The following is a 23,176-nucleotide window of genomic DNA, read 5'->3' as shown; positions in this document are numbered from 1 at the left end:
GTTAACAATATTTTTATTGACCACGTAATGAACGCTTTAATTTAACATTAAACCCAAACTTAAAGTTACAATAATTTTATTATAATATTTCCAAACCATTTTTTCAGAAACAGATTTACAGAGATAATTTAATTGCTAGCTTAAAATAAATAATAACTATTTGTAAACAAATGGAACAATTTAAGGCATAAATAATATTTTTATCCCTTATGCCGTCATTACCGATATTAAGAAAGATAAGACCCATACAGCTTATTGCCGTCATTTTCTTTACGGTATCGGGTGGTCCGTACGGACTTGAACCTTTACTGGCTTATGCAGGGCAACATGCAGCTTTGATGTTGTTGCTCATAACCCCGCTATTTTGGGATGTACCTGCAATTTTTACAGTGCTGGAGCTTAACAGTATGATGCCGGTTACTGGTGGCTATTATAAATGGGTAAAACATGCGCTGGGTACGCGATGGGGTTTTTATGAAGGCTGGTGGACCTGGTTATACACTTTTGTTGACCTGGCTATTTACCCGGGTCTGTTTGTTTTATATGCCTCTTACTTTTTTCCGGAGCTGAGCTCCTACCGTATCCCTATTTGTTTGGTTGTAATATGGATTTCTGCCGGGTTAAATATTTTAGGCATTGTACCGGTGGGCAAAGCCTCGTTGATTTTAGGGGCAATAGTAGTAGTTCCTTTTATTATTTTATTCGGCTTGTTTTTTTATCATCATGCAGGGGCTATTGTTATAGCATCACCATCAATAAGAGGCGTACCATTTTCTTCATTAGGGATGGCGCTGTATACGGTAATGTGGAATTGCCTTGGGTGGGATAACGTTACTACTTATGCCGAAGAAGTTGAACGCCCGGTACGCTCCTACCTCATTTCTATTTTTACCGCTTTTGCACTGGTTATTGTACTTTACTTTTTAGTGATCCTAGTTGCACAGCAAAGCGGGATATCACCAGGTGTTTTGAGCGACAAAGGTTTCCCTGCTGTGGCCGAACTGCTGAGCGGAAAATGGTTGGGCGCGCTTATTGCATTTGGCGGTATGGCCAGTAGTTTGGGTATTTATGCCGCAGTTTTACTTTCTGTTTCGCGGGTGCCTAAAGTTATGGCAGATGATGATCTGCTGCCTCAAAAACTAAATACACTCCACCCAAAATTTCAAACCCCATACATTTCTATTATCGTTTGCTCATTGGTCGTGAGCCTCATGATTCTTTGGCCCTTTGCCGATTTGTTGATTATTGATGTGACAGTGTACGGTGCAGGCTTATCGCTCGAATACATTTCTTTAATAAAACTGCGCTTATCAGAACCGGATGTTTCCCGACCTTTCAGAATACCATTGGGAATCCCCGGCTTGTGTCTGATGATCTTATTGCCTGTTGTGGTATATTTTGTTGCATTGGCAGGTGCCTTTTCTTCAGCTACAAACGGCGCATGGGCCGCAGTGTTCGCTATAGGCGCATTGGCAACTGCCGAACTGGTATGGAGACTCATCATCTGGAAAAAGCCGTATCTGAAATTTTAATGAGTATCTGAGCCAGCTGACGCACGTGGCTTACCTGAAGAGAAAATCAGTAATTACGGTATTGGTTTAACAGATTATAATTAAAAAGTAAAAATAAACTATTTAATCTATGGGGTTTGTAGTTTAAATTATTGTTTATATATTTGTCCCGGGTCAGGATGGTAAATGTGCTGATTCAAAACATCACAGGGAGCTGGTTGGCAGTAAGAAGATGGTTCGACTCCATCCCCTGTTACTCTTCTCTCTCTCATATAAGGTTTATAATTGGTTAGATCAGCGTTCCTGCCCATCAGGAGCGCTTCTTTTTTTATGGGCTAAACCAGCTCGGGAATGCTGCGGTTATATTTACGGCGGTAATCCTGCGGGGTTAATCCGGTTATCTTTTTAAAAACCTCCCTGAATGTTTTAATATCATTGTAACCGGCGTCATACATCAGTAAATTAATGTTTTGTGCCCCTTTTTCAAGGGCCTTTTTGGCAGCTTCAATTTTTACGCGTTGCAGGTATTCAAAAGGGGTATTGTGGGTTGCTTTTTTAAACCGCCTTATAAAATTGCGTTTACTCATGTTGGCATGTTCAGCAATTCCATCAATATTAATCTGCAGGTGATGGTTCTGTTCAATAAAGGTTTGTGCTTTCTGGATCTCCTCGTCCTGGTGTTGCCGCTGTCCTTTAAATACCGCGAAATGTGATTGCCTTATCCGATCCATATCTAAGGAGAACATTTTGCTGGCCCAAATCCCTACTTCCCTGCCGCAAAATTTATCAATTAAATAAAGAATCAAATTTAACGATGAAAAAGCACCACCACTGGTATAAATGCCATCCTGATCGGTGATCACCATGTCCGATAAAAAATTAACATCCGGATACCGCTGCAATATATCGTCCATATCGTTCCAGTGTGCCGTACATGAACGACCTGCAAGTAACCCGGCTTCAGCCAAAAAATAACTGCCCGAACACATGCTGGCTACTTCGGCTCCGTTTAGGTACATGGCATTTATCCACTTTATAATGTTTTGATGTTTTTTTAGCGAGATATCCCGGTCGCCATAAAATGCAGGTATAATAATGAGGTCCGGATGTTTGGTTTCGGCAATGGTTTGATAGGTAACAAAGGGTGATGAGATTTGTAATACCTTATTTTCAGCAGCATCCCCGACCATTATAATTTTAAAGGGCAAAGATTTTCCCGTATGCTTAAAAAGATTATTGGTATGGATAAACATATCCATTGCCCCCGTTATGGTAGACAGGGTTACATCTTCATGAATAATTAAAACTATCTCCTTCATCTTAACTAAATATAGGCAATTACCAATTTATAGCGATGCCTCAAAATAAAAAATAGAACCAACAACCCTTAAAGTTATTAATTCTATTTTATTGGCTATTGTTTAAATAATATCAATTAATGTTATGCCAAAGCATTTTTAGCATACTCACGGCATTTAATTACTTCTTTAACCGGATCTGAGCCTTCTGGTATTTTATATTCCAGCTCAATAGTAGCCGGGAATTTGTAATCATTTTTCTTTATCAGCGCTAAAACTTCTTTTATCGGGGTATCACCTTCACCCCATGGCATGTTAGGACCGTCGTGAAACTTCCTGTCCTTAATATGCATGCTGGCAATACGTTTGTGATTCTTCAAAATAAAGTCAACCGGGCTGCTGCTGGTGCCGGCCACATAATGGCCAATATCCAAATTAATACCATTGTGGTCGGATTGGCTCAGGGCTACATCCCATAAAGTAGGTGTAGCCTGGGTATGTGCGTGGTAGGCTACAATCATACCGTGCTTTTCGGCAATATCTCCAAGGCGTTGTGTTTGCACTGCGTCGGGCAGTTCTACAGTAACATGCGAACATCCCAGCGCTTTTCCGGCATTAAAGGCATAATCAATTTCGCCGTCAGTATTTTTGGCACCCAAAGCATTGGGCTTCCAGGCATAAATATTTATACCGGCATCGTTAAACATTTTACGGATGGCAAAAAAACTATCCATAATGGTGTTTTCGCGCCAGGTGGCTAATTGTGCAGCATAGTTTTCGCTGCCATCGCGTGGTGGTGCACCAGCATAAGCTTCGGCAGCATCCCCCATTAACTCTATCGCGTTTATATTACTATCAATGCAGTATTGCAGTATTTGCTGAATACTGCCAGGCAGGCTTCTGTATGAATAAGTAATTACTCCTATTTGCACCCCGTTAAATTTTGAATTGGGTTTAGGCTTTGCCAGAAATGAATTTGCAAAAGAACTTTTTGAGGCAAAAGCCATCCCGGCTGCGGCAAGCATACCTGCGCCAATGAAGCGACGCCTCGAAAACTGCTGGTTTTTCATAATGAGTATTTTTAGGTTGTTAGAATTGGTATTCAAATTTAAACAATAATAACGCTATTGCAAATCGCAGCGTTGACCGGGTGAGTCCACTCTACGCCCAGCTCCCATCTACCATCTTTCAAAATATTTTGAAAGTTTAATAACAAGGGTATCTTTGTAAATGGAATTGACCGAGGCTAAGCAAAAGTTTATTGAAGCATGGGGTAAGCTGGGCTCCGAATGGGGCATAAATCGCACCATGGCACAGGTACATGCGCTCCTATTACTTACTCCGGAGGCTTTAACTACCGAAGAAGTAATGGAAAAATTGAGCATTTCCCGCGGAAATGCTAACATGACCCTGCGCGACCTGATTAACTGGGGCTTGGTAGAAAAACAGCTTAAACAAGGTGAGCGTAAAGAATACTTTTATGCCGATAAAGATACCTGGAACATTGCCCGACAGGTAGCCAAAGAACGCCGCAAACGCGAGCTGGACCCGATTATAAAGATACTCGACGAGCTATCGGCCGTAAAAGGGAATGAAAAAGATCCCGAATATAAAACCTTCCACAAATCAGTAACTGATATTAATAAGCTGGCCAAAAACGTTGATAAGACACTCGAAATTATGCTAAAGGCAGAAGAAAGCTGGTTTTGGAAATCAATTTTAAAAGTATTTAAATAAAAGCAATTTGTGATTTACTGATGATATGTGATTGCTTATATTTGCATTAGAAAATAGCCAGACTTGTTTTTTTAACACCCACCAATTATTTTCCTGTGGTGTAATGGTAACACATCAGATTCTGGCTCTGAGGATTGAGGTTCGAGCCCTTGCAGGAAAACAACACACATCTGAATATTGCAGATGTGCCTCTCAATGTTGTATCGGAGCAATTAGCTTATTATCAATTTTACATTTCAAATCCTTAAAACTGCGATCCATCATAATAAATGCCCCATGGTATCGAAAGCGAACAAAAACCTGTATCATTAACGAACATTATAATTTTCAATCTGTAATAATGATTTGATTATTAATGAATTGACATGTGGCATGTGATTAGTGTATTAATTGTAATAAAAAAACGATCATGAAGAACTTTAAATCATCAGCACTTTTAACCATACTTATTGTATTGGTTATTTCGGGAACTGCATCCGCCCAAAGCCAGGGTTCCTATACCTATACTTATAAACCAGAGTCGCAGGAGTTATATAATACCATTGTTCATATGGACAGTCTCTATTTTAACGCTTACAACACTTGCGACATGGATACACAAACTGCTATTTTGGCCGACAGCATAGAGTTTTACCATGATAGAGGGGGACTAATGACCTCAAAAAAAGATCTTTTGGATGCGATAAAGAAAAATATTTGCGGTAAGGTAACGAGGGTTTTAGTGCAGGGAAGCATTGAAGTTTATGCCATAGCAGGCTTTGGTGCAGTGGAAATTGGTCTTCACCGGTTTATTAATCATCAGGAAAGCGAAACGCCCTCTAAGCCTGGTAAGTTTGTGGTTATATGGCGACACATAAACAATAAATGGCAGATGTACCGTATTGTTAGCTTGCACGCCGGCAATTAAAACTAAATACCAAACCCTTTATTCATATCCAGCCAACAAATTCAAATGCACAATGTTGTAAAACACATATTGCATTATGAAACAACTTATTGAATCATGGTCGGGCCGTATCCAGCCGCTGGTGTGGAACCTGCTCGTTTTTGCCGCCGCTATTGTTATCGGGCTGATAATAAAATTTATCGTCAGAGCCGTATTCGGTTACTATAAAAACACGAAAGATTACTCCCTGTTCCGCAGCATTATTACCCACCTTAGCGGACCGTTAACCCATTTTATACCACTTTTGGTGCTCAACTTAATGATTCCGTTGATGGTGGTGCTGGATAAAGAAATTAACGAACTACTGAGCCGTGTGGTTGAAATTGCTTTGATCATATCATTCGCAGCATTATTGGTGAGCGCCATAAATGTATTTGAAGATTATATGCTGCATGCCTATGATTTATCCAAAGCCGATAATCTGAAAGAAAGAAAAATCCGCACGCAACTGCAGTTTATACGGCGGGTGCTGGCAACACTCATCATTTTTATAGCTATTGCGGTTATTCTTTTAAGTTTTGATAACGTGCGCAAGCTGGGCGCCGGTTTACTTACTGGCGTAGGCATTGGTGGTATCATAATAGGCTTTGCCGCACAAAAATCGCTGGGAAGCTTTTTGGCTGGTTTGCAGATTGCCTTTACGCAGCCCATCAGGATTGATGATGTGTTGGTGGTTGAAGGGGAATGGGGCCGGGTAGAAGATATAACCCTTACGTATGTGGTGCTCAATATCTGGGATCAGCGCAGGTTGATATTGCCGATAAATTACTTTATTGAAAAGCCCTTTCAAAACTGGACCCGCAATACCTCCGAAATACTTGGCACTGTTTTTCTTTATCTTGATTATAATACCCCAATTGATGCCCTGCGCCAGGAGTTTGAAAAACTGCTGGATAAAACAACCCTATGGGACAAGCGTGTAAAAGTTATACAGGTTACCGATGCCAAAACCAATTGTATAGAGGTGCGTGTACTGGTAAGCGCCCGCGATTCATCAACAGCGTTTGATTTGCGTTGTTACCTGCGCGAAAACCTGATCAAATTTATCCGCGATAAACACCCTGAAAGCTTGCCGTTAAATCGCATTGTTATCAGCAACCCTGATCAATCACCTATCGAATCACCGCTTTTGGAGGCACCAGGTAGTCATACAACGTAAATTTTGCACGTTGGTGGTTTTGATAGGTTCGTGCAGATAGCCATTTAATTGACTTGTATAAGTTAACAAGGTCTTTTCATTCACCAGGAAACGTTGCGAGCCATCGGGCAATAAATAGCGGCTATTACCCAAAGGCTGTACCAGTTTTTCTATACCGATATCAGATGCCAGTCGCGCAAAGAAATAGCCGCCCGGTTTCAGCACACGCCACATGGACTGCAGCATAGCATCAAAATGCTGTTCGTTGTTGGCAAAATGCAATACAGCACTGCTAATCATCAAATCAAAATAAGCATCCTCGAAAGGCAGATTCTCGGTAGCAGCCACTTTAAAATTATCCAACGAATTACTGGGTGAGAGCAATTGCGACAATTCTTTAACCGCCGCTACCGCATCAGCATTGGGGTCAATTCCGTATACCTCAAAACCATTTCTTAGAAAATAAACCAGGTTACGGCCACCACCACATCCGGCATCAAGCACCCGGGTACAATTATCATAAGTGCCTTTTAGCAGCTGATCGAAAAGATAAATATCAATATTGCCGTAAAGTTGCTTCAATTGGTTTTGCATGGGGCTAAGGTAATAAACCAACACCTACCCGGGGGATAGCATAAATAAAAAAACATTTTTTTCGCTCCCATATTTGTTGCATTTTTATGCCATAATCTTAAATAAATCAATTTTTAAGCTTCACAGAAAAAATGGGCAAAGTAATTTTAGTAACCGGTGCATCATCCGGCATTGGTTTAGCATGTGCAAATGCACTACAGGCTAAAGGTCATACCGTTTATGGTTCAAGCCGTGATATCAGCCGTTTAAAATCAGTATCCTTTAAACCTATCCAGCTGGATGTAACCGACGATGCATCTGTAAAGGCTGCAGTTGACCAAATTATTAAAGCCGAAGGCAAGATTGATGTTTTGGTAAACAATGCAGGTAACGGGGTAACCGGTCCGGCTTATGCCATGCCTGTTGAAAGCGCCAAGCAGCAATTTGAAGTTAATTTTTTCGGTGTGATAAGAGTGAGCAGCGCCGTATTACCAAAAATGATTGAAGCTAAAAAAGGATTGGTGATTAACATCAGCTCATTGGCTGGTTTATTCGGATTGCCATACCAGGCTTTGTACAGCGCATCAAAATATGCTATTGAAGGTTATTCACAAAGCTTAAGGATGGAGTTGCGCAATACCGGCGTAAAAGTTACCCTGATTAATCCGGGTGATTTTAAATCAGACTTTACCCAAAACCGTGCTAAAGTAGCTTTCCCAATTAAAAACGAACAACTGGAAAAAGAATATAACACCGCTGTAGCCAGCATGGAAAAAGACGAAAGCGTTGGTGCAAATCCGGATGTTATCGGCAAAAAGCTATGTGAAATAGTTGATAAATCGAGCCCGGCACACCGTTACCTGGTTGGTGCATTTGGTCAAACTATTGCCGTTACTCTAAAACGCATATTACCCGGTGGTTTGTTCGAAAAACTAATGAACGATCATTACGGAATAAAATAATCAGCATATTAAACGATAATGAAAGGTGTTGCACATTTATGCAACACCTTTTTTATTTAATTTTTATGCTGAAACTCCGGCTTCAGCTGTGCATTCATGGCCGCTCTTAGTTTTAACACTTTTGGCGTTGATACATATTGAATATATGGCTCATTGCCATGCAGCCTGTAATAGCCCTGGTGATAGTTTTCTGCCGGGTATAAAACTTTAAAAGGGATCACCTGCGTAACTATAGGATAGGCATAATGATGTGACTGGTTTACTTTAGCAATCACTTCTTCCAACGTTTTCTTTTCTTCATCTGTCCGGTAAAAGGCTACCGATCTATAGTCTGGCCCTTCATCTGGTCCCTGCCTGTCAACAGTTGTTGGGTCGTGGGCATAAAAGAATGCCTCGGCCAAAGTAGCGTAACTGATAACTGCCGGGTTATAATAAACCTGTACTGATTCGGCATGTCCGGTTAATTTGGTACACACTTCCTCATATGTTGGATTTTTGGAAGAACCTCCCGAATAACCCGCAACTACACTGTTCACCCCTTTCAACTCAGAAAGCGCTTCCGACAAACTCCAGAAACATCCGCCTGCAAAAGTGGCTACTTTCTCGCCTGCTTTGGGCGTACGCAGGGTTGCAAAATCATTATCAGAATTTTGTCCTTTAGCGCATCCGGCTATCAACAGAAAAGCGACTAAATAAAAACTTAAATTTTTCATGGTTTTATTTATTTGGATGGGATGAATTTCAACGCATACGAATCGAGGCAATAACGTTTTCCGGTTGGCGCTGGGCCGTCGTCAAACACATGCCCAAGGTGTAAGCCAGTGCTGCGTTCTACCACTTCTTCCCTAACCATGCCGTATGATGTGTCTTTAATAATCATAATTGATTTTTCATCAACAGGCTTAAAGAAGCTTGGCCACCCTGTTCCTGATTCGAACTTGGCATCCGAAGTAAAAAGTGGTTTCCCGGTGGCAGCACTAACATAGGTGCCTTTTTCATGATTGTTCCAGTACGGGTTATGGTAAGGCGTTTCGGTGCCTTTATTTACCATTATTTCATAGGCCTCTGGCGATAAAATCTTTTTCCAGTAACTGTTAGGTTTAGCTTCAGGGAAAACTTTGGTGTTTTCTGAACTAAGGTTGTTATTGCTATCGGAGCTATGGGACTGGCTGCAGGCATTTAATGCCAGTAATACCAGTGGGATTATAAACAAATTTATCTTTTTCATACCTCTTAGTCGTTAAGGCATTAAAAACCTTACAACAAATTAAATGATATGAAAACGATGGTTTAAGCTACCGTAGATGGTGCAACACCATACGTTTTTTTAAAGGCATAAGAGAAGTGCGAAAAATCTTTAAAGCCTACTTCCATATACACATCGGATGTTTTCCAGCCCTTTTCTTTAAGCAGGTAATAAGCATCGTGCAGCCTTTTTAACTGTAACCATCGATTGGGTGAGGTATGGAATGTTTTCGCAAAATCTCTTTTAAAGGTAGCCAGGCTCCGCCCGGTGAGGTAAGCAAACCGGGCAATATCAACGTTGAACTTATAGTTTTTATTCATAAACGCTTCCAAATCAATTTTGCCGGGTTGGCTGAAATCGAAAAGCACATTCTTTAATTCAGGATTGGTCTCCAACAGGATCATTATGGCTTCCTTCACTTTTAGAGCGGTAAGCGTTTTGCTGATCTCCTGCCCTTCATCCATGTAAGGTGCCAATGAGTCAATGTAATTGCGGAATAAATTATTGGGTTTTAGCAGCAACGCATTTTCGCCGGTGTAGGGTATATCTGCTTTTAGATTGAGTTCTTCGCTAACGCTACGGAGTGTCCCTTCATCCATAGTGATGGATACGGTTTTGAATTCCCCGCCTGCGGGAGGTAGCTTTACAAATTTTGACAGCTGATTTTTCCGCAAAAACCGGAAATCGCCGGCGTTAAACGTATACATTTTACTATCCATGCCAACCGTTGTACTGCCCGATACAATGAACCCGAAAACATGTTGCGGAATAAACTGCTCTCCATCCCTGCTTACATTGGAGTAGCAGGAGTATAATATTCTCGGGGTGGTATCAATAACTGTTGGCATGGTAATTTCAACGATAAATTGATTAATATGTTTAACGCCTGGGGCGATTTTAACTGTAAATTATTTTTTCGGGCCGTAAAAAGCTTTGCCCAACTCTGTTTCCAGGAAGTTTACAGCCTCATCATGATCGGTGGAGATACTCACCGGCATCCATTTTTCCATTTCGGCGTCCCTGCTTGCGTTGGCATTTTTTAACATGCCAATGGCTTCGCTTCCCAGCACCAGATGAACCGGAGGCTCAGGGTTTTCGGCAAGTTCAACCATCACTTTTGCCGCTTTATCCGGATCGCCCATTGGTACAAATGTACGGGTCTTAAACATTTCACTTCTTTTATCAACCGTAGTTTCGTAACCCTCTACTTGTGGTGCATAGGTCATAGAGTCGCCGGCCCAATCGGTACGGAAACCACCGGGTTCAACACTGGTTACCAATATGCCCAGCGGCGCAACTTCTTTAGCCAAAGCCTCGCTAAAACCACCCAGGCCAAATTTTGCAGCCTGGTAAATAGACACGCCCGGATTACCCACGCGGCCACCAATAGAGCTGATTTGCAAAATACGGCCCGAGCGTTGTTTACGCATATAAGGTAATACTGCCCGTGTTATTTCTATAGGAGCATACAGGTTGGTCTCCAGCTGACTGTGAACCTGTTCGTCAGAGAAAGCTTCTGCCGCGCCGACAATGCCAAAACCGGCATTGTTCACCAAAACATCAATTTTGCCAAAATGGGCAATAGTATCGGCAACTACTTTATGCACCTGCTTATAATCGGTAACATCCAATTTTATGGGATAGATATTCTCCTTATATTTTTCAACCAGGTCATTTAATTGTTCCGGGTTGCGGGCTGTAGCAGCCACTTTATCGCCGGCAGCCAAAACTGCTTCTGTAAGGCTGCGCCCCAATCCGCGGGAGCTGCCTGTTATAAACCAAATCTTTGTCATGTTTTTAAATTTTGTATAACAAAGGTAGGTAGTAAAGAAGGCCGCCGTTTTGTTGAAGAGCTCAATTTGCTTTGTTGAAAAGCTCAGGCGGGTTTTGTGATGATGGAAAAATATGTTGCTTTTTTTGCCCTCTTTACGACTTGTCGTAAAGAGGGCGGCCGCGCGAAGCAATGGCCGGGTGAGTCTAAACCGCCCTTTGCATCTTACGATAAGTAAAATAAGATACCCCCAGAATTACCAAAAATATAACAGGAGCCATAAATAGACCGGCAGGGTCACCCGATGAAACATGCGCAATAATCGCCGAAACAAACGTAATGGTAAAACCAGCATATGCCCACTCTTTGGCTAGTTTACTAAGCGGTTGCAATAACAATATAGCGCCTATCAGTTTACAAACAGCCAATTCAATTTTGAAATAGTTTGGAAAGCCCAAATGCTGAAAGCCCTGCTTTAAGGCTGGGTTGGTTAAGTATGCATAAAAAGAGTAAGTCATCATTACCGCTACAATAACGGTAGTTATCCAATAAGTGATTTTTGTTGCTTTCATTTTGTTTAAAAATTTTGAACAAAACTAATTACCTTTACTATCAAAAGCATAGTACTTTCCCAAAGGATAGCACTATCCTGCGAGATACTTACCCCATTATGGAAAATCAATTTAACAAAGGAAACCATTCGCCTGAAGCCTGCAAGGCCAGCATTATGGCAGTAAAGGATGCGCTGTATATGGTAAACGGTAAATGGAAATTACCCCTTATTGTTGCCCTATCCAACGGACCAATGCGCTTTAACGATATACAACGTGCGCTGGATGGTATCACACCTAAAATTCTGGCCAAAGAGCTGCGTGAGCTGGAAATGAATGAATTTGTGGTGCGTAAGGTGGTCCCTACTACTCCGGTTGGCATCAGCTATGAACTAACACCTTATAGCCAGTCGTTAAATAAAGTGGTAGGAGAGTTGAGGAACTGGGGAATGCAGCACCGTGAAAGAATTGTAACCAGTATGCGCAAATCAAAGGCGGCTTAAATAATCTCAGTTAAATTAAAAGCAAATAAGGTCCACTCAATGAATCCCTTTATCGACATTAATAACCGGGAATTGTTGAAAGATCTGCTATCTTCACTTCAGCCCGATACTAAACCACTATGGGGTGCTATGAAACCACAGCAAATGGTTGAACATTTAATTGATCAGGTTCAATATACCAACGGCAAAAAAAACGGCACCTGCGACGTTCCTGCTAATGAAGCTGAAAAATCAAAAAACAAAGGTATTTATACAGATTCACGTATACCCAAAAATGTGGTGTTAGGTACCCTGCCAGATCACTATGAATATGATAACCTGCAAGCAGCCATTGATCAGCTAATGACTGAACTGTTGGTTTTTGACGAATATTTTAATTCAACGAATGCTGTTGCTATTCATGGCGGTTTCGGACCGATGAACTATTACGAGTGGCAAATATGGCATAATAAACATTTTACTCATCATTTAATGCAATTTGGGTTATTGCCCGAGTAGGATGGTTTGCCGGTAGCTCTTAACATTATAAATTTTGCAAAGCTGATCAACCTATTACTAAAACTAAAAATTATCCCCACAGGTATTACCCTGTGGGGATCAATAAAGCTCAAATAAAATTTTCTTTGTCGGCCTTAAAGAATTTTAAAGCCAACGCTTAAGGCCCAGATGTTTGGCCGCTGACCATAGCTTTGGTCAATATTGCTAAAATTACCCTGGTAGCGCAAATCAGTAGTAATAGGGCCAATATCTACACCAAAACCTGCCTGGTAACCAAGCGTGCTGTTTTTATAGTGTCCAAAATCATTATAAGCATTGGTAAAGTTCTGCGAAAAACTTTCATTGGTGCTTAAATTGGAAACATACACAGGACCGGCCATCACCCTGAAATTCAGGTTGTCGCCTCCAAAACGGGCGCCTACCAGTAAAGGCACGTTCAAATTGGTAAAACGAACATGGCCGCTGTATGAGTTATCATTTGACTCAAACTTACCGCCGGTGCTGCTTACATAAACTTCGGGTTGTAAATAAACCTGGCCGCCAAAACGGGCAAATAAACCAACCTGGTAACCGGCAACGCTGGAGTTGTTAAGGTTATCAGTATTAATGTTGGAGAAATTGGTCCCGCCTTTTATTCCAAGGGAAAATTGTGCCTTTGCACTTATACTAAGTATAGTTAGTAATGCGGCACACAAAAAATACTTTTTCATAATAGGATGTTTTTAGTTTGAGGGTAGACTATCGCTGTATCATTTAGTTTAATTTGAGCGAAAAATTATCCCCCATTTTCATAAATTAGTTTACAAATAATTAATTGCTTTAAATAATTACAGAATAATAACAATAGCCTTGCCAAAATTTTAGCTACAGGCAACCTGTATTTTTATATTTTTGTGAAAATAATTTAATATGGCCGAGATCAGCATTACAAATAAAGATTGGGAACGCGTAAAAATTAAAATACAACGTAAATACAACCACCTCACTGACGAACAGTTACAATACTTTGAGGGCGATGAAGAGAGCCTGATAAGCAGATTAATGGAATTGGTTAAACGCGATAGAAATTATGTACTATTTACCCTTAAAAAGGCGTTAGTAAATATCGACAACAACCGTCTGTAATTCAAGGCAGGGGTGCGCAAAAGTTAAAACACTTTTTGTAGATTTATATTTTTAGGAGTTTAAGGATGAATAAGGGTAAAGTGTTATTTAATAAATATAAGAAAAGGGCGTTTTTGGGCGGTACCCTGGTACTGGCTTTAGCTACCTGGAGTTTTAAGGACGACCTTTTCCAGATAACCAAAAACCTGGATGTTTTTGCATCTGTTTACAAAGAGGTGAACATTAACTATGTTGATGATATCAATTCGGCTAAAATGATAAAAACCGGGGTTGATGCCATGCTCGATGGATTGGACCCCTATACTGAATTTGTACCCGAATCGGAAATTGAAGAGTATAAGCTACATTACGTAAGCACCCAATACGGCGGTATTGGCGCCGGTGTTTTTGCCCGCAATGGCAAAGTATATGTTTCGGATGTATTTGCAGGCTTCCCCGCACAAAAAGCAGATATAAGGCCAGGCGACCAACTGGTAAAAATAAACGACATTGTACTTGATGGAAAGGACAATGACCAGGTTGGAACTTTACTGAAAGGATCAAAGGGGGCTTCTATTAAACTTCTTATTAAGCGTGGCGATGCTCCAGCGTTTGAAAAGACTATTGTTCGTGATGAGATTAAGCAACCCAACGTTTCCTACTATGGTATGGTTGATGGCAATATGGGGTATATCAAATTGGATAAGTTTTTAGAAAACTCAGCCGAAGAAGTTACCACAGCACTCACAGCGCTGAAAAAAAACAATCCAAACGGGATCATCCTGGATCTGCGTTCAAACGGTGGAGGTATATTACAGGAAGCAGTTAAAATTGTAAACCTGTTTGTAGCTAAAGACGTGGAGGTTGTATCACAAAAAGGCAAAATAGCCGAAAAAAATGCTACCTACAGTACCGTTAGCACCCCGCTGGAACCTAATTTGCCACTGGTTGTATTGGTAAACAGTCACTCTGCCTCCGCATCAGAAATTGTTGCCGGTTCATTGCAGGATCTGGATCGCGCTATTATTATTGGTCAGCGAAGCTATGGTAAAGGGTTAGTGCAGCAAACATTTAACCTTCCTTATAATAGCCTGGTAAAAATAACCATCGCTAAATACTATATTCCATCGGGCCGTTGTATCCAGGAAATTGATTATACACATCGTAAAGACGATGGCAGTGTGGTAAAAGTTGCCGATTCACTGATCCATGAATTTAAAACAAAAGATGGCCGCTCTGTTTATGATGGTAGTGGTATTTATCCTGATGTTTTTGTTAAGCAGGATCGTTTTGCCAATATCACGCAAACACTGGTAGGTAAATTGCTCATTTTTGATTATGCTACACACTACCGCGAAACCCATTCAGCCTTAAGTGATGTGCGTAACTTTGCTTTATCAGATGCTGATTATGCCGACTTCACCAGGTTTTTGGCTGATAAAAACTATAGCTATACCACAAGTTCTGAAAAAGTACTGGCTAATTTGAAAACGGAAGCCACCAAAGAAAAGCAGTTTGACCAAATAAAACCAGAGTATGATGCCCTGGAGGCGAAAATGATGGCCAGCAAAAAGAACGACCTGCAACAACATAAAGACGAAATAAAACAGGTGCTTGAAAATGAAATAGCATCCCGCTATTATTTTGAGAAAGGGCGTTATGAAACGAACTTTAAGTATGATAAAGAGCTTGCCCAAGCTGTAAAAATTATGCAGGATAAAGAGCTGATAGCCTCTATATTAAAGGGTGAAGGCGCTTATAAAGTAATAGGTAAACCCGTACTGGCAATGGCTTCTAAAAAGGCAGGCCAGGATCAGGACGGTCAATAGTTTTAAACCTCTTTTCCGGTATCCATAAAATAAATACCAACCCATTGCTAAACTATTTCGTATTAAGTTTGTCTATAAAACAAACAACATTATATATGAAAAAGTTACTTTTTGCAGCAGCCATATTATTTGGATGCTTATCTGTTAAAGTTGCTGATGCACAGGTTCATCTTAGTTTAGGTGTTAACATTGGTGCCCAGCCCGAGTGGGGGCCTGTTGGCTACGATCATGCTGAATATTACTACATGCCTGATATTGATGCTTATTACGATGTTCCACGTCATCAATATGTTTATTTTGATAACAATGCATGGGTACATGCGGGCGCATTGCCTCCGCGTTACCATTTTGATAGATACCGTACCTATAAAGTAGTTGTAAATGAACGTAACCCATGGGAACGTCACGATGCAATCAGGGCTCGTTATGCAAATTACAGAGGCCGTCATGATCAGGTTGTTATCCGCGACAGCCACGATGATCACTACCGTAATCATTGGCACGAAGATGGTGACCATAGAGATGGCGATCACGGAGACAGAGGTCGTGATCACTAATTAGCTCAGAAAACAAAACATTATGAGGTTGGCTTCACAAAAGCCACCTCTTTTAATTTCGGGGTAATTGATAATCCACCGGAAGTAAATCGGCCATACGCTGTGTTCCCCAGTACCCTTCAACCCTATTGCTCATCGGGTTAATTATAATGCCGTTACTGTCAAAATAAGCATAAGGATCTGTGAAGGTGATTGTGGTATTATCTTTTAATGAAGTGCTCCGGGCGTTTGCATAGTTAATTATCAGGCAATCCGGATACCCCATAGCATAGATACCTTTTATATTGGTTGTCTTTATAAATTCCGTAGTAGCTAAATGTCTGTCGAACACTTCCTGATTAAATTTTACTTGTTGAGCCTGCTTTTGCCAGTATTGTAACTCTGGGCTGACATTACCCGGAGTGCTATATTTTTTAATATTGGCACGTATAGTGCTGTCAGTCGGCTCGCCTTCAATAGGCGTTCTCACCACTTTGCGTACCATAAAATTCTCATCGGCTACCCGGTCAATTATACAAGAGCGTAAAAAATGCATTTCAGATCCAAGATATACTTTAACTCTTTTCTTTTTCCATATCATTTGCTGTGCCGCTGTACTGTCCATTTGTGTAAAAACAGAAGAGCCTGTATAGTAAATAATATGCTCTCCCGGGTCAATCAGAAATGAGTTCAGCAGGTATTTAATACGGTATCCTAATGCCTTATTTTCTAAAATCAAAAAGCCCCGTGAAGTTGCGCTAAGTTTATCTGTGTTTTGATCATAATTGAAAACAAGCAGATTAGGATTTAATATCTTACATTCAGCTGCGTTTGGTGTATTCCCGAAAAATGCATCGGTAAACATTCTGATATACCTTTTTCTGTTTGGGTCTGTTTTAGCTTTTCTTTTTGCACCAACTATTTTTATTTCATCTAATACATTTGTGATAGATTTCAGTTCAATATCTGGTAGGGTAAGGTCTTTATTATAGACAGATACCACTTGATGATATGTTTCATAGCCTATGCAGGAAACAACCAGGTCATATTGCCCGTTCTTTACATCGGTAAGCTTAAATGTTCCATCAACCATCGTTTCACTTCCTACGCTTGAGTTACTCAGAAATACGCTTGCATTAGCTACTGGGGTTTTACTTTGTAGGCTTAGCACTTTGCCGCTGATAATGTTTTGAGCTAACATGGAGGCGGGGGTAATAAGAAAGAGGAATAGGAATTTGAGCATAAATATATTATTGATACCAATGTGATAAGTGGGTTTAATTTAGCTATTCTTACTAAATTGTATAGAAAGTAATCGTATTGTTTGTGTTTTTAGATGAAAATGTATAAAATGGACAATCTGCCGATACACCCCCAAAACCTTTGAGATGTAAAACTTACTTTTTAAGTCTTCGTTGATAGGAATAAAAGCAAGGGAAGGTGGCATCATTTAAGTTGATCTGATCAAATAAATAATATTCAATTGCTTTTAATAACATCACAATTTGGTTACGTTGTATAAATATTAGCCCAATTGCTTAAATTAGCAATATCATCAATATGAAATATTCTTACCTGTACGTGCTTATCTTTCTTATTGCGCTGGCTTCATGCTCGCCAAAAGGTCCGTATGCCGTTACCAATAAGTATTATAACGATAAAACAAAAGGCTTTGTAAAAACTATCCAGAAGCAATTGCCCGATTCATTAACCGATAGTACCGGTACATTAATTCCATCGGCATGGGTGGGTACAGTAAACTTTGGTATCCGCAAACCCAATTTTGTGATTATCCATTTTACAGCTCAGGATTCTGTACAACAAACCTTAAAAACGTTTACGGTTACCAGTACCCAGGTTAGCGCCCATTATGTAGTGGCTAAAAACGGCGAAGTATTTCATATGGTGAATGATTACCTGCGGTCCAACCATGCAGGTGTTGGTAAGTGGGGAAGTGTTACCGATATGAACAGCTGCTCTATTGGTATTGAGGTTGATAACAACGGAAGTGAGCCATTTACCGAAAATCAGATCATCAGTCTAATATCGCTATTGGGTCAGTTAAAGAAAAATTATAATATCCCGCAGGCCAATTTCATCGGTCACCAGGATTTTGCACCTAAACGCAAGCCAGATCCGGGTCCGCTTTTCCCCTGGAAAATAATGGCTCAGCATGGCTTTGGTTACTGGAGCGATGATGTACTGGAACTGGCTCCGGATGGCTTTGATTATGCCATCGCCCTCAAATTAATAGGTTATGATACCTCGGATATCAAAGCTGCAGTGGTTGCCTTTAAGCGTCATTTTATACAAACAGACATCAGCCCAACGTTAACCCAACTGGATTTGAATGTGTTATATAACGTGTATCAGAAATATGCACAATAAAACAGTTTGCAGTGAGCAGTAAAGATTGTTAAGTTGGTAGTTAGTTTTGTTTGCTAACTGCCAACTTAATACTGCTAACTTATTTTTTCACCCATCCGTCTTTCAGCGTCACCGTGCGGTTAAACACCAGCTTGCCTGCGTTAGAATTTTTATCAAGAGTAAAATAGCCCTTGCGGATAAACTGATAACCCTTGCCCGGTACGGCACTTGCCAGATCAGCCTCAATGTAAGCGTTTGGCAAAATGTGTAAACTGGTTGGGTTTAAATATTCTTTAAAGTCGCCATCTTCATTTGACGGATCTTCCACCTGGAATAAACGATCATACATCCTTACTTCGGCAGTATGAGCATGAGGAACACTCACCCAATGGATGGTGCCTTTTACATTGATACCGCTGGTATCATTGCCCGATTTTGATTCCGGAATATAGGTACAGTGTATTTCGGTTACATTGCCATCAGCATCTTTCACAAAACTATCGCACTTAACAATATAGGCGCTTTTTAGCCTTGCCATTAAGCCAACACCCAGGCGGAAAAATTTCTTTGGAGGTTCTTCCATAAAATCTTCGCGCTCAATCCAAAGTTCACGGCTAAACGGAATATCCCTGCCGCCTTCCCCACCTTCAACTTCGGGGTTGTTTTCGCTGAACATAGTTTCAGTTTGCCCTTCCGGATAATTGGTGATGACCATTTTGATAGGATCCAACACCGCCATGCGGCGCCATGCCGTTTTGTTCAGATCCTCGCGGATACAGAACTCCAGCAGACTCACATCAATCATATTCTCACGCTTGGCAACGCCAATGCGCTCGCAAAACTCGCGTATGGAAGCAGGTGTATAACCCCTGCGGCGCAAACCGCTAATGGTTGGCATACGCGGATCATCCCAGCCGTCAACATGCTTATCCTCTACCAATTGCAGCAGCTTGCGCTTGCTCATTACGGTATAGTTAAGATTTAAGCGGGCAAATTCATACTGCTTGGATGGGAATATGTCCAGTTGTTCAATAAACCAATTGTATAAATCGCGGTGCGGAATAAACTCCAGCGTACAAATAGAATGGGTAATTTCCTCAATAGCGTCAGACTGCCCGTGAGCGAAATCATACATTGGGTAAATACACCATTTATCGCCGGTACGGTGGTGATGTGTATGTTTAATACGATACATCAACGGATCGCGCAGGTGCATATTAGGTGCAGCCAAATCCAGTTTGGCGCGCAGCACCTTGGCGCCATCCGGGTATTTACCGGCTTTCATATCAGCAAACAGCTGTAAATTTTCTTCAACCGAACGGCTGCGGTACTTATTAGGCGTACCCGGTTCAGTTGGTGTTCCTTTTTGTGAGGCAATCTCTTCGGCAGAGCTATCATCAACATAAGCCAGGCCTTTTTTGATCAGGGCTACAGCAAAATCATACAGCTTATCAAAATAGTCGGATGCATAAAGTTCGTTGGCCCAGTTAAAGCCCAGCCATTTTACATCTTCCTTAATGCTGTCAACATATTCTACATCTTCCTTAGTGGGGTTGGTATCATCAAAGCGGAGATTGGTTTGGCCGCCATAGCGTAAAGCCAATCCAAAATTTAAGCAGATGGATTTGGCGTGGCCGATATGCAGATAGCCATTGGGCTCAGGCGGAAAACGGGTAAGTACCCGCTTGCCATTTTTACCGGCGACTAAATCTTCTTCAACTATTTCTTCTATAAAATTTAATGCTCTTTCTTCGCTCATGATATTATTTGGAACGGCAAAAATAACAATTTCATGCTGGTTAGACTAACGAATTATAAAGGAGTAGTTTAGGTGCCAGCTAAAATCAGATATTTCTGTTATCTTTGCCTCAATTCCTGATTTGTTAACCTTTTAAATATCACGGAACCATGACAACGCTCATCCACATATCGCCCCCTTCGCTCATTGCCTAAAAAGGCAGGCAAAATTGCTATTCAATTTTCTTGGAAATAATTAATTGGGTGCCATTTGGTATTCAATACTATTAGCTATTCCGGTCTGTCGATTTTTATGCCGTTTTGGGCAATGCAAAGGGTATATCCGCCAAGCTGCGGATGAAAAATTATCGATTTAAAATCAATTGTTAAATTTTAATCATCACTAGCTTATGGAATCGCTATGCCTTTGCCGTTTTGAAACGGCCATTCGGACAAATAATTTTTTGTTGATGATTGGAATTATCATCAGCGCCTTAACAAATTTAAAAACACACCTGGTATGCTTAACGGCAACGGGTATAAAAAATATAAACCCACATGGGCAATTTAAAAACAAAAGATCTGACAAAGATCGGCTATACCAATAATCAGCTCATCAGCTTTACATTGGGAATAGCTGCAAAACACTATAAACACCACAGTAACGAGCAGATTATAACCCTGCTAACGGCAATAAAAGATAAACCAGAGCAATATCTGCATCATGAAGTTGAGGGTAGAATAGCGGAGCGCGTTATAGGTAAAGTAAACGAACCGGCTTTTAAAGCCTTTGAAATAATGGAGCAGTCTGCACCATATAAAATTTATGGCGGTAAGGATATTGAGGCATCCGCCAAAAAACAAATGGAACTGGCCATGCGCCTGCCCATAAGTATACAGGGTGCTTTAATGCCCGATGCACACATGGGCTTTGGTCTGCCTATTGGAGGGGTGCTTGCAGCAAACAATGCGGTAATACCCTATGCTGTGGGCATGGACATCGGCTGCCGTATGGCACTAACCATTATTGATGAAAGCGATACGTTTATCAGCCGTTACAATTATCAAATTAAACAGGCCTTAAAAAGCAACACCCATTTTGGTATGGAAGGCGGACTGGACACACGACAGGAACACGAGATACTGGACAGTGATGTGTTTACCCAAATTCCTTTTCTGAAACCATTGCGCGGAAAGGCTGCCAGGCAGTTGGGTACTTCTGGCAATGGTAATCACTTTGTTGAATTTGGGGAGATAGCGCTTGCTGATAACAACACATTGGGCTTACCCGGTAAAAAGTATGCAGCCTTATTATCACACTCGGGCAGCAGGGGATTAGGATCGGCGATAGCCAAGCATTACACCCAATTGGCTATGAATACCTGTAGACTTCCGCGCGAGGCACAACAATTAGCCTGGCTGGATATGGACAGCGAAGCCGGACAAGAGTACTGGCTAACCATGACCTTGGCAGGAGATTATGCCCGTGCATGTCATGAACGGATCCATGCCAATTTGCTAAAAGCATTGGGTATAAAACCGCTTTGCCTGATAGAGAACCATCACAATTTTGCCTGGAAGGATACCCTGGCCGATGGTAAACAGGTTATCATTCACCGCAAAGGTGCTACCCCGGCACATGAAGGCGAGTTGGGGATTATACCAGGCAGTATGACCACATCGGCCTATTTGGTAAAGGGCAAAGGAATTGATCAGGCTTTGTATTCAGCATCGCATGGGGCGGGCAGGGCCATGAGCCGACAAAAGGCAAAAGACAGCATGACTGTTTCAGGAATGAAAAAGTTATTATCAAACGCCGGAGTAACGCTTATTGGCGGCAGCGTAGAAGAAAACCCGATGGCTTATAAAGACATTGAAAAGGTGATTGAAGCGCAAACCAGCCTGGTTGATATTCAGGGAAAATTTATACCGCGTATTGTACGCATGAATAAAGATTAACACCATGAAAAAAGTAATTATACAAATTACAGCAGGCAAAGGCCCGGCAGAATGTTGCCGGGCTGTTGCTCTTGTACTGCAACTGATACTGGAACAGGCAAAACAAAAGCATATCGAAACTGAAATACTTGATAATAAAAAAGGAGAAATAGAAGGCACGCTACTTTCAGGTACATTAACCGCAGCAGGTGGCGATTTGGAATCATTTATTGTGGAATGGAGTGGAACTATTCAATGGATAGCGCAAAGTCTGTATCGTAGAAATCATAAGCGCAAAAACTGGTTTGTGGGTGTAAGCATTTTCGATATCAAAGAATTACCGAAATGGGATTTGAAAGATGTAAAATTTGAAACTACCCGTGCTTCAGGTCCCGGAGGGCAAAACGTAAATAAAGTGGAAACTGCCGTGCGGGGCATACACCAGCCTTCCGGTTTGCAGGTATTTGCAATGGACAGCCGGTCGCAGTTGGAAAATAAAAAGCTTTGTGTTGAGCGACTACAAGCCAAAGTAATGGCCTGGCAGATGGAACAATTAATGGATGAGCAGCAAAGCCGCTGGCTGGAGCATCATGCTTTGCAGCGCGGCAATCCAGTTAAAATAATACGTGATAACCTGTAATAAAAATGAATAACCATGATGCTTTTTAAGCATCATGGTTATATTATCGTCCTATAAACATTAAGACAGATGATCTTATGTTAATCTAATTTAAAGCTATAAATAAATGAAAATCAATCCCTTTAAACAAAAAAGCCCCGGGCACTACTCCGGAGCTAACTTACATAAACTATAAAACTGAACACAAAACGCCTTGTTTGATTAAGTCATTGGGTTATTGGTTGTTTTCACCGCCGCTTTCACTTATCACCAATTACCGTTTTGGCTTTGTTTATATTTATCCTTCAGCAC

Annotated in this window: 24 protein-coding genes; 13 read left to right on the top strand and 11 right to left on the bottom strand. The window is 41.0% G+C overall.

Annotated elements, in window-relative coordinates:
• The first annotated feature begins 209 nt into the window (after positions 1-209).
• Positions 210-1,532 carry an APC family permease gene (locus JN11_RS04665; RefSeq protein WP_144910093.1) on the top strand — a complete coding sequence of 441 codons (1,323 nt, stop codon included), beginning with the start codon at positions 210-212 and terminating at the stop codon, positions 1,530-1,532.
• A gap of 314 nt (positions 1,533-1,846) precedes the next feature.
• Here JN11_RS04665 and JN11_RS04660 read toward each other — a convergent pair whose 3' ends face one another.
• Together JN11_RS04660 and JN11_RS04655 are read right to left on the bottom strand one after the other, a co-directional pair.
• The gene (locus JN11_RS04660; protein ID WP_144910091.1) at positions 1,847-2,830 is read right to left on the bottom strand and encodes a GlxA family transcriptional regulator; all 984 of its coding nucleotides are present in this window, start codon (positions 2,828-2,830) and stop codon (positions 1,847-1,849) included.
• A gap of 122 nt (positions 2,831-2,952) precedes the next feature.
• Positions 2,953-3,879 (bottom strand): sugar phosphate isomerase/epimerase family protein, encoded by a 927-nt coding sequence (locus tag JN11_RS04655; RefSeq protein WP_144910089.1) that lies wholly within the window; start codon positions 3,877-3,879, stop codon positions 2,953-2,955.
• Between the two features lie 160 nt (positions 3,880-4,039).
• Between JN11_RS04655 and JN11_RS04650 the strand changes: the two genes are divergently transcribed.
• The 3 genes from JN11_RS04650 (at position 4,040) to JN11_RS04635 (ending at position 6,651) form a co-directional block, all read left to right on the top strand.
• Positions 4,040-4,546 carry a GbsR/MarR family transcriptional regulator gene (locus JN11_RS04650; protein ID WP_144910087.1) on the top strand — a complete coding sequence of 169 codons (507 nt, stop codon included), beginning with the start codon at positions 4,040-4,042 and terminating at the stop codon, positions 4,544-4,546.
• A 409-nt stretch (positions 4,547-4,955) separates the two neighbouring features.
• Complete coding sequence (locus tag JN11_RS04640) at positions 4,956-5,453, top strand: nuclear transport factor 2 family protein (RefSeq protein WP_211360647.1); 498 nt, start codon at positions 4,956-4,958, stop codon at positions 5,451-5,453.
• Positions 5,454-5,529: 76 nt separating this feature from the next.
• Positions 5,530-6,651, top strand: a complete 1,122-nt coding sequence (locus JN11_RS04635) for a mechanosensitive ion channel family protein (RefSeq protein ID WP_144910085.1) — start codon at positions 5,530-5,532, stop codon at positions 6,649-6,651.
• Here the strand turns inward: JN11_RS04635 and JN11_RS04630 are convergent.
• Positions 6,613-7,224 (bottom strand): class I SAM-dependent methyltransferase, encoded by a 612-nt coding sequence (locus JN11_RS04630; protein ID WP_144910083.1) that lies wholly within the window; start codon positions 7,222-7,224, stop codon positions 6,613-6,615. The two genes, JN11_RS04635 and JN11_RS04630, sit on opposite strands and share 39 nt — an antisense overlap.
• Before the next feature lie 131 nt (positions 7,225-7,355).
• Between JN11_RS04630 and JN11_RS04625 the strand changes: the two genes are divergently transcribed.
• Complete coding sequence (locus JN11_RS04625; RefSeq protein WP_144910081.1) at positions 7,356-8,165, top strand: SDR family oxidoreductase; 810 nt, start codon at positions 7,356-7,358, stop codon at positions 8,163-8,165.
• A 56-nt stretch (positions 8,166-8,221) separates the two neighbouring features.
• Here JN11_RS04625 and msrA read toward each other — a convergent pair whose 3' ends face one another.
• From msrA to JN11_RS04600, 5 genes are all read right to left on the bottom strand, one after another.
• Positions 8,222-8,878, bottom strand: a complete 657-nt coding sequence (msrA, locus tag JN11_RS04620; RefSeq protein WP_144910079.1) for a peptide-methionine (S)-S-oxide reductase MsrA — start codon at positions 8,876-8,878, stop codon at positions 8,222-8,224.
• 8 nt (positions 8,879-8,886) lie between these two features.
• Positions 8,887-9,393, bottom strand: a complete 507-nt coding sequence (gene msrB, locus JN11_RS04615) for a peptide-methionine (R)-S-oxide reductase MsrB (protein ID WP_144910077.1) — start codon at positions 9,391-9,393, stop codon at positions 8,887-8,889.
• Between the two features lie 62 nt (positions 9,394-9,455).
• A complete protein-coding gene (locus tag JN11_RS04610) occupies positions 9,456-10,259 on the bottom strand; it encodes a helix-turn-helix domain-containing protein (protein ID WP_144910075.1) in 804 nt (267 codons plus the stop codon).
• 60 nt (positions 10,260-10,319) lie between these two features.
• On the bottom strand, positions 10,320-11,204 hold the full coding sequence (locus tag JN11_RS04605; protein WP_144910073.1) for an oxidoreductase: 885 nt from the start codon (positions 11,202-11,204) through the stop codon (positions 10,320-10,322).
• Between the two features lie 184 nt (positions 11,205-11,388).
• Positions 11,389-11,754, bottom strand: a complete 366-nt coding sequence (locus JN11_RS04600) for a DoxX family protein (protein ID WP_144910071.1) — start codon at positions 11,752-11,754, stop codon at positions 11,389-11,391.
• 14 nt (positions 11,755-11,768) lie between these two features.
• Between JN11_RS04600 and JN11_RS04595 the strand changes: the two genes are divergently transcribed.
• Together JN11_RS04595 and JN11_RS04590 are read left to right on the top strand one after the other, a co-directional pair.
• Positions 11,769-12,236 carry a winged helix-turn-helix transcriptional regulator gene (locus JN11_RS04595; protein ID WP_317131265.1) on the top strand — a complete coding sequence of 156 codons (468 nt, stop codon included), beginning with the start codon at positions 11,769-11,771 and terminating at the stop codon, positions 12,234-12,236.
• Between the two features lie 39 nt (positions 12,237-12,275).
• Positions 12,276-12,734 (top strand): hypothetical protein, encoded by a 459-nt coding sequence (locus JN11_RS04590; protein WP_144910069.1) that lies wholly within the window; start codon positions 12,276-12,278, stop codon positions 12,732-12,734.
• 134 nt (positions 12,735-12,868) lie between these two features.
• Here the strand turns inward: JN11_RS04590 and JN11_RS04585 are convergent, their stop codons facing one another.
• On the bottom strand, positions 12,869-13,444 hold the full coding sequence (locus tag JN11_RS04585; RefSeq protein ID WP_144910067.1) for a porin family protein: 576 nt from the start codon (positions 13,442-13,444) through the stop codon (positions 12,869-12,871).
• Between the two features lie 199 nt (positions 13,445-13,643).
• Between JN11_RS04585 and JN11_RS04580 the strand changes: the two genes are divergently transcribed.
• The 3 genes from JN11_RS04580 (at position 13,644) to JN11_RS04570 (ending at position 16,224) form a co-directional block, all read left to right on the top strand.
• Positions 13,644-13,859 (top strand): hypothetical protein, encoded by a 216-nt coding sequence (locus tag JN11_RS04580; protein WP_144910065.1) that lies wholly within the window; start codon positions 13,644-13,646, stop codon positions 13,857-13,859.
• 65 nt (positions 13,860-13,924) lie between these two features.
• A complete protein-coding gene (locus tag JN11_RS04575; RefSeq protein ID WP_144910063.1) occupies positions 13,925-15,667 on the top strand; it encodes a S41 family peptidase in 1,743 nt (580 codons plus the stop codon).
• A gap of 95 nt (positions 15,668-15,762) precedes the next feature.
• Entirely contained in the window at positions 15,763-16,224 is a 462-nt protein-coding gene (locus tag JN11_RS04570; RefSeq protein WP_144910062.1) for a hypothetical protein, read from the top strand.
• Between the two features lie 52 nt (positions 16,225-16,276).
• Here the strand turns inward: JN11_RS04570 and JN11_RS04565 are convergent, their stop codons facing one another.
• Positions 16,277-17,446, bottom strand: a complete 1,170-nt coding sequence (locus tag JN11_RS04565; RefSeq protein WP_144910060.1) for a carboxypeptidase-like regulatory domain-containing protein — start codon at positions 17,444-17,446, stop codon at positions 16,277-16,279.
• Positions 17,447-17,763: 317 nt separating this feature from the next.
• Between JN11_RS04565 and JN11_RS04560 the strand changes: the two genes are divergently transcribed.
• Positions 17,764-18,591: an N-acetylmuramoyl-L-alanine amidase gene (locus JN11_RS04560; RefSeq protein ID WP_144910058.1), complete on the top strand. Its 828-nt coding sequence runs from the start codon at positions 17,764-17,766 to the stop codon at positions 18,589-18,591.
• 79 nt (positions 18,592-18,670) lie between these two features.
• Here JN11_RS04560 and JN11_RS04555 read toward each other — a convergent pair whose 3' ends face one another.
• Positions 18,671-20,329, bottom strand: a complete 1,659-nt coding sequence (locus JN11_RS04555; protein WP_211360646.1) for a glutamine--tRNA ligase/YqeY domain fusion protein — start codon at positions 20,327-20,329, stop codon at positions 18,671-18,673.
• 536 nt (positions 20,330-20,865) lie between these two features.
• Between JN11_RS04555 and JN11_RS04550 the strand changes: the two genes are divergently transcribed.
• Positions 20,866-22,266 carry an RtcB family protein gene (locus tag JN11_RS04550; RefSeq protein ID WP_144910054.1) on the top strand — a complete coding sequence of 467 codons (1,401 nt, stop codon included), beginning with the start codon at positions 20,866-20,868 and terminating at the stop codon, positions 22,264-22,266.
• Between the two features lie 4 nt (positions 22,267-22,270).
• A complete protein-coding gene (prfH, locus tag JN11_RS04545) occupies positions 22,271-22,885 on the top strand; it encodes a peptide chain release factor H (protein ID WP_144910052.1) in 615 nt (204 codons plus the stop codon).
• The last annotated feature ends 291 nt before the right edge of the window (positions 22,886-23,176 follow it).

It is taken from the genome of Mucilaginibacter frigoritolerans (assembly GCF_007830615.1).
Lineage (GTDB): Bacteria > Bacteroidota > Bacteroidia > Sphingobacteriales > Sphingobacteriaceae > Mucilaginibacter > Mucilaginibacter frigoritolerans.
Note: the sequence above shows the minus strand (reverse complement) of the source record. Positions and strands in the feature narration are given on the sequence as shown.

Excerpts from the sequence above, each read along its gene's own strand:
- JN11_RS04590 (WP_144910069.1), top strand. The coding sequence starts at position 12,276 with ATGAATCCCTTTATCGACATTAATAACCGGGAATTGTTGAAAGATCTG.
- JN11_RS04650 (WP_144910087.1), top strand. The coding sequence starts at position 4,040 with ATGGAATTGACCGAGGCTAAGCAAAAGTTTATTGAAGCATGGGGTAAG.
- JN11_RS04575 (WP_144910063.1), top strand. The coding sequence starts at position 13,925 with ATGAATAAGGGTAAAGTGTTATTTAATAAATATAAGAAAAGGGCGTTT.
- JN11_RS04555 (WP_211360646.1), bottom strand. The coding sequence starts at position 20,329 with ATGAGCGAAGAAAGAGCATTAAATTTTATAGAAGAAATAGTTGAAGAA.
- JN11_RS04550 (WP_144910054.1), top strand. The coding sequence starts at position 20,866 with ATGGGCAATTTAAAAACAAAAGATCTGACAAAGATCGGCTATACCAAT.
- JN11_RS04660 (WP_144910091.1), bottom strand. The coding sequence starts at position 2,830 with ATGAAGGAGATAGTTTTAATTATTCATGAAGATGTAACCCTGTCTACC.
- prfH (WP_144910052.1), top strand. The coding sequence starts at position 22,271 with ATGAAAAAAGTAATTATACAAATTACAGCAGGCAAAGGCCCGGCAGAA.
- msrB (WP_144910077.1), bottom strand. The coding sequence starts at position 9,393 with ATGAAAAAGATAAATTTGTTTATAATCCCACTGGTATTACTGGCATTA.
- JN11_RS04605 (WP_144910073.1), bottom strand. The coding sequence starts at position 11,204 with ATGACAAAGATTTGGTTTATAACAGGCAGCTCCCGCGGATTGGGGCGC.
- JN11_RS04655 (WP_144910089.1), bottom strand. The coding sequence starts at position 3,879 with ATGAAAAACCAGCAGTTTTCGAGGCGTCGCTTCATTGGCGCAGGTATG.
- JN11_RS04610 (WP_144910075.1), bottom strand. The coding sequence starts at position 10,259 with ATGCCAACAGTTATTGATACCACCCCGAGAATATTATACTCCTGCTAC.
- JN11_RS04565 (WP_144910060.1), bottom strand. The coding sequence starts at position 17,446 with ATGCTCAAATTCCTATTCCTCTTTCTTATTACCCCCGCCTCCATGTTA.
- msrA (WP_144910079.1), bottom strand. The coding sequence starts at position 8,878 with ATGAAAAATTTAAGTTTTTATTTAGTCGCTTTTCTGTTGATAGCCGGA.
- JN11_RS04625 (WP_144910081.1), top strand. The coding sequence starts at position 7,356 with ATGGGCAAAGTAATTTTAGTAACCGGTGCATCATCCGGCATTGGTTTA.
- JN11_RS04570 (WP_144910062.1), top strand. The coding sequence starts at position 15,763 with ATGAAAAAGTTACTTTTTGCAGCAGCCATATTATTTGGATGCTTATCT.
- JN11_RS04585 (WP_144910067.1), bottom strand. The coding sequence starts at position 13,444 with ATGAAAAAGTATTTTTTGTGTGCCGCATTACTAACTATACTTAGTATA.
- JN11_RS04580 (WP_144910065.1), top strand. The coding sequence starts at position 13,644 with ATGGCCGAGATCAGCATTACAAATAAAGATTGGGAACGCGTAAAAATT.
- JN11_RS04560 (WP_144910058.1), top strand. The coding sequence starts at position 17,764 with ATGAAATATTCTTACCTGTACGTGCTTATCTTTCTTATTGCGCTGGCT.
- JN11_RS04630 (WP_144910083.1), bottom strand. The coding sequence starts at position 7,224 with ATGCAAAACCAATTGAAGCAACTTTACGGCAATATTGATATTTATCTT.
- JN11_RS04600 (WP_144910071.1), bottom strand. The coding sequence starts at position 11,754 with ATGAAAGCAACAAAAATCACTTATTGGATAACTACCGTTATTGTAGCG.
- JN11_RS04635 (WP_144910085.1), top strand. The coding sequence starts at position 5,530 with ATGAAACAACTTATTGAATCATGGTCGGGCCGTATCCAGCCGCTGGTG.
- JN11_RS04665 (WP_144910093.1), top strand. The coding sequence starts at position 210 with ATGCCGTCATTACCGATATTAAGAAAGATAAGACCCATACAGCTTATT.
- JN11_RS04640 (WP_211360647.1), top strand. The coding sequence starts at position 4,956 with ATGAAGAACTTTAAATCATCAGCACTTTTAACCATACTTATTGTATTG.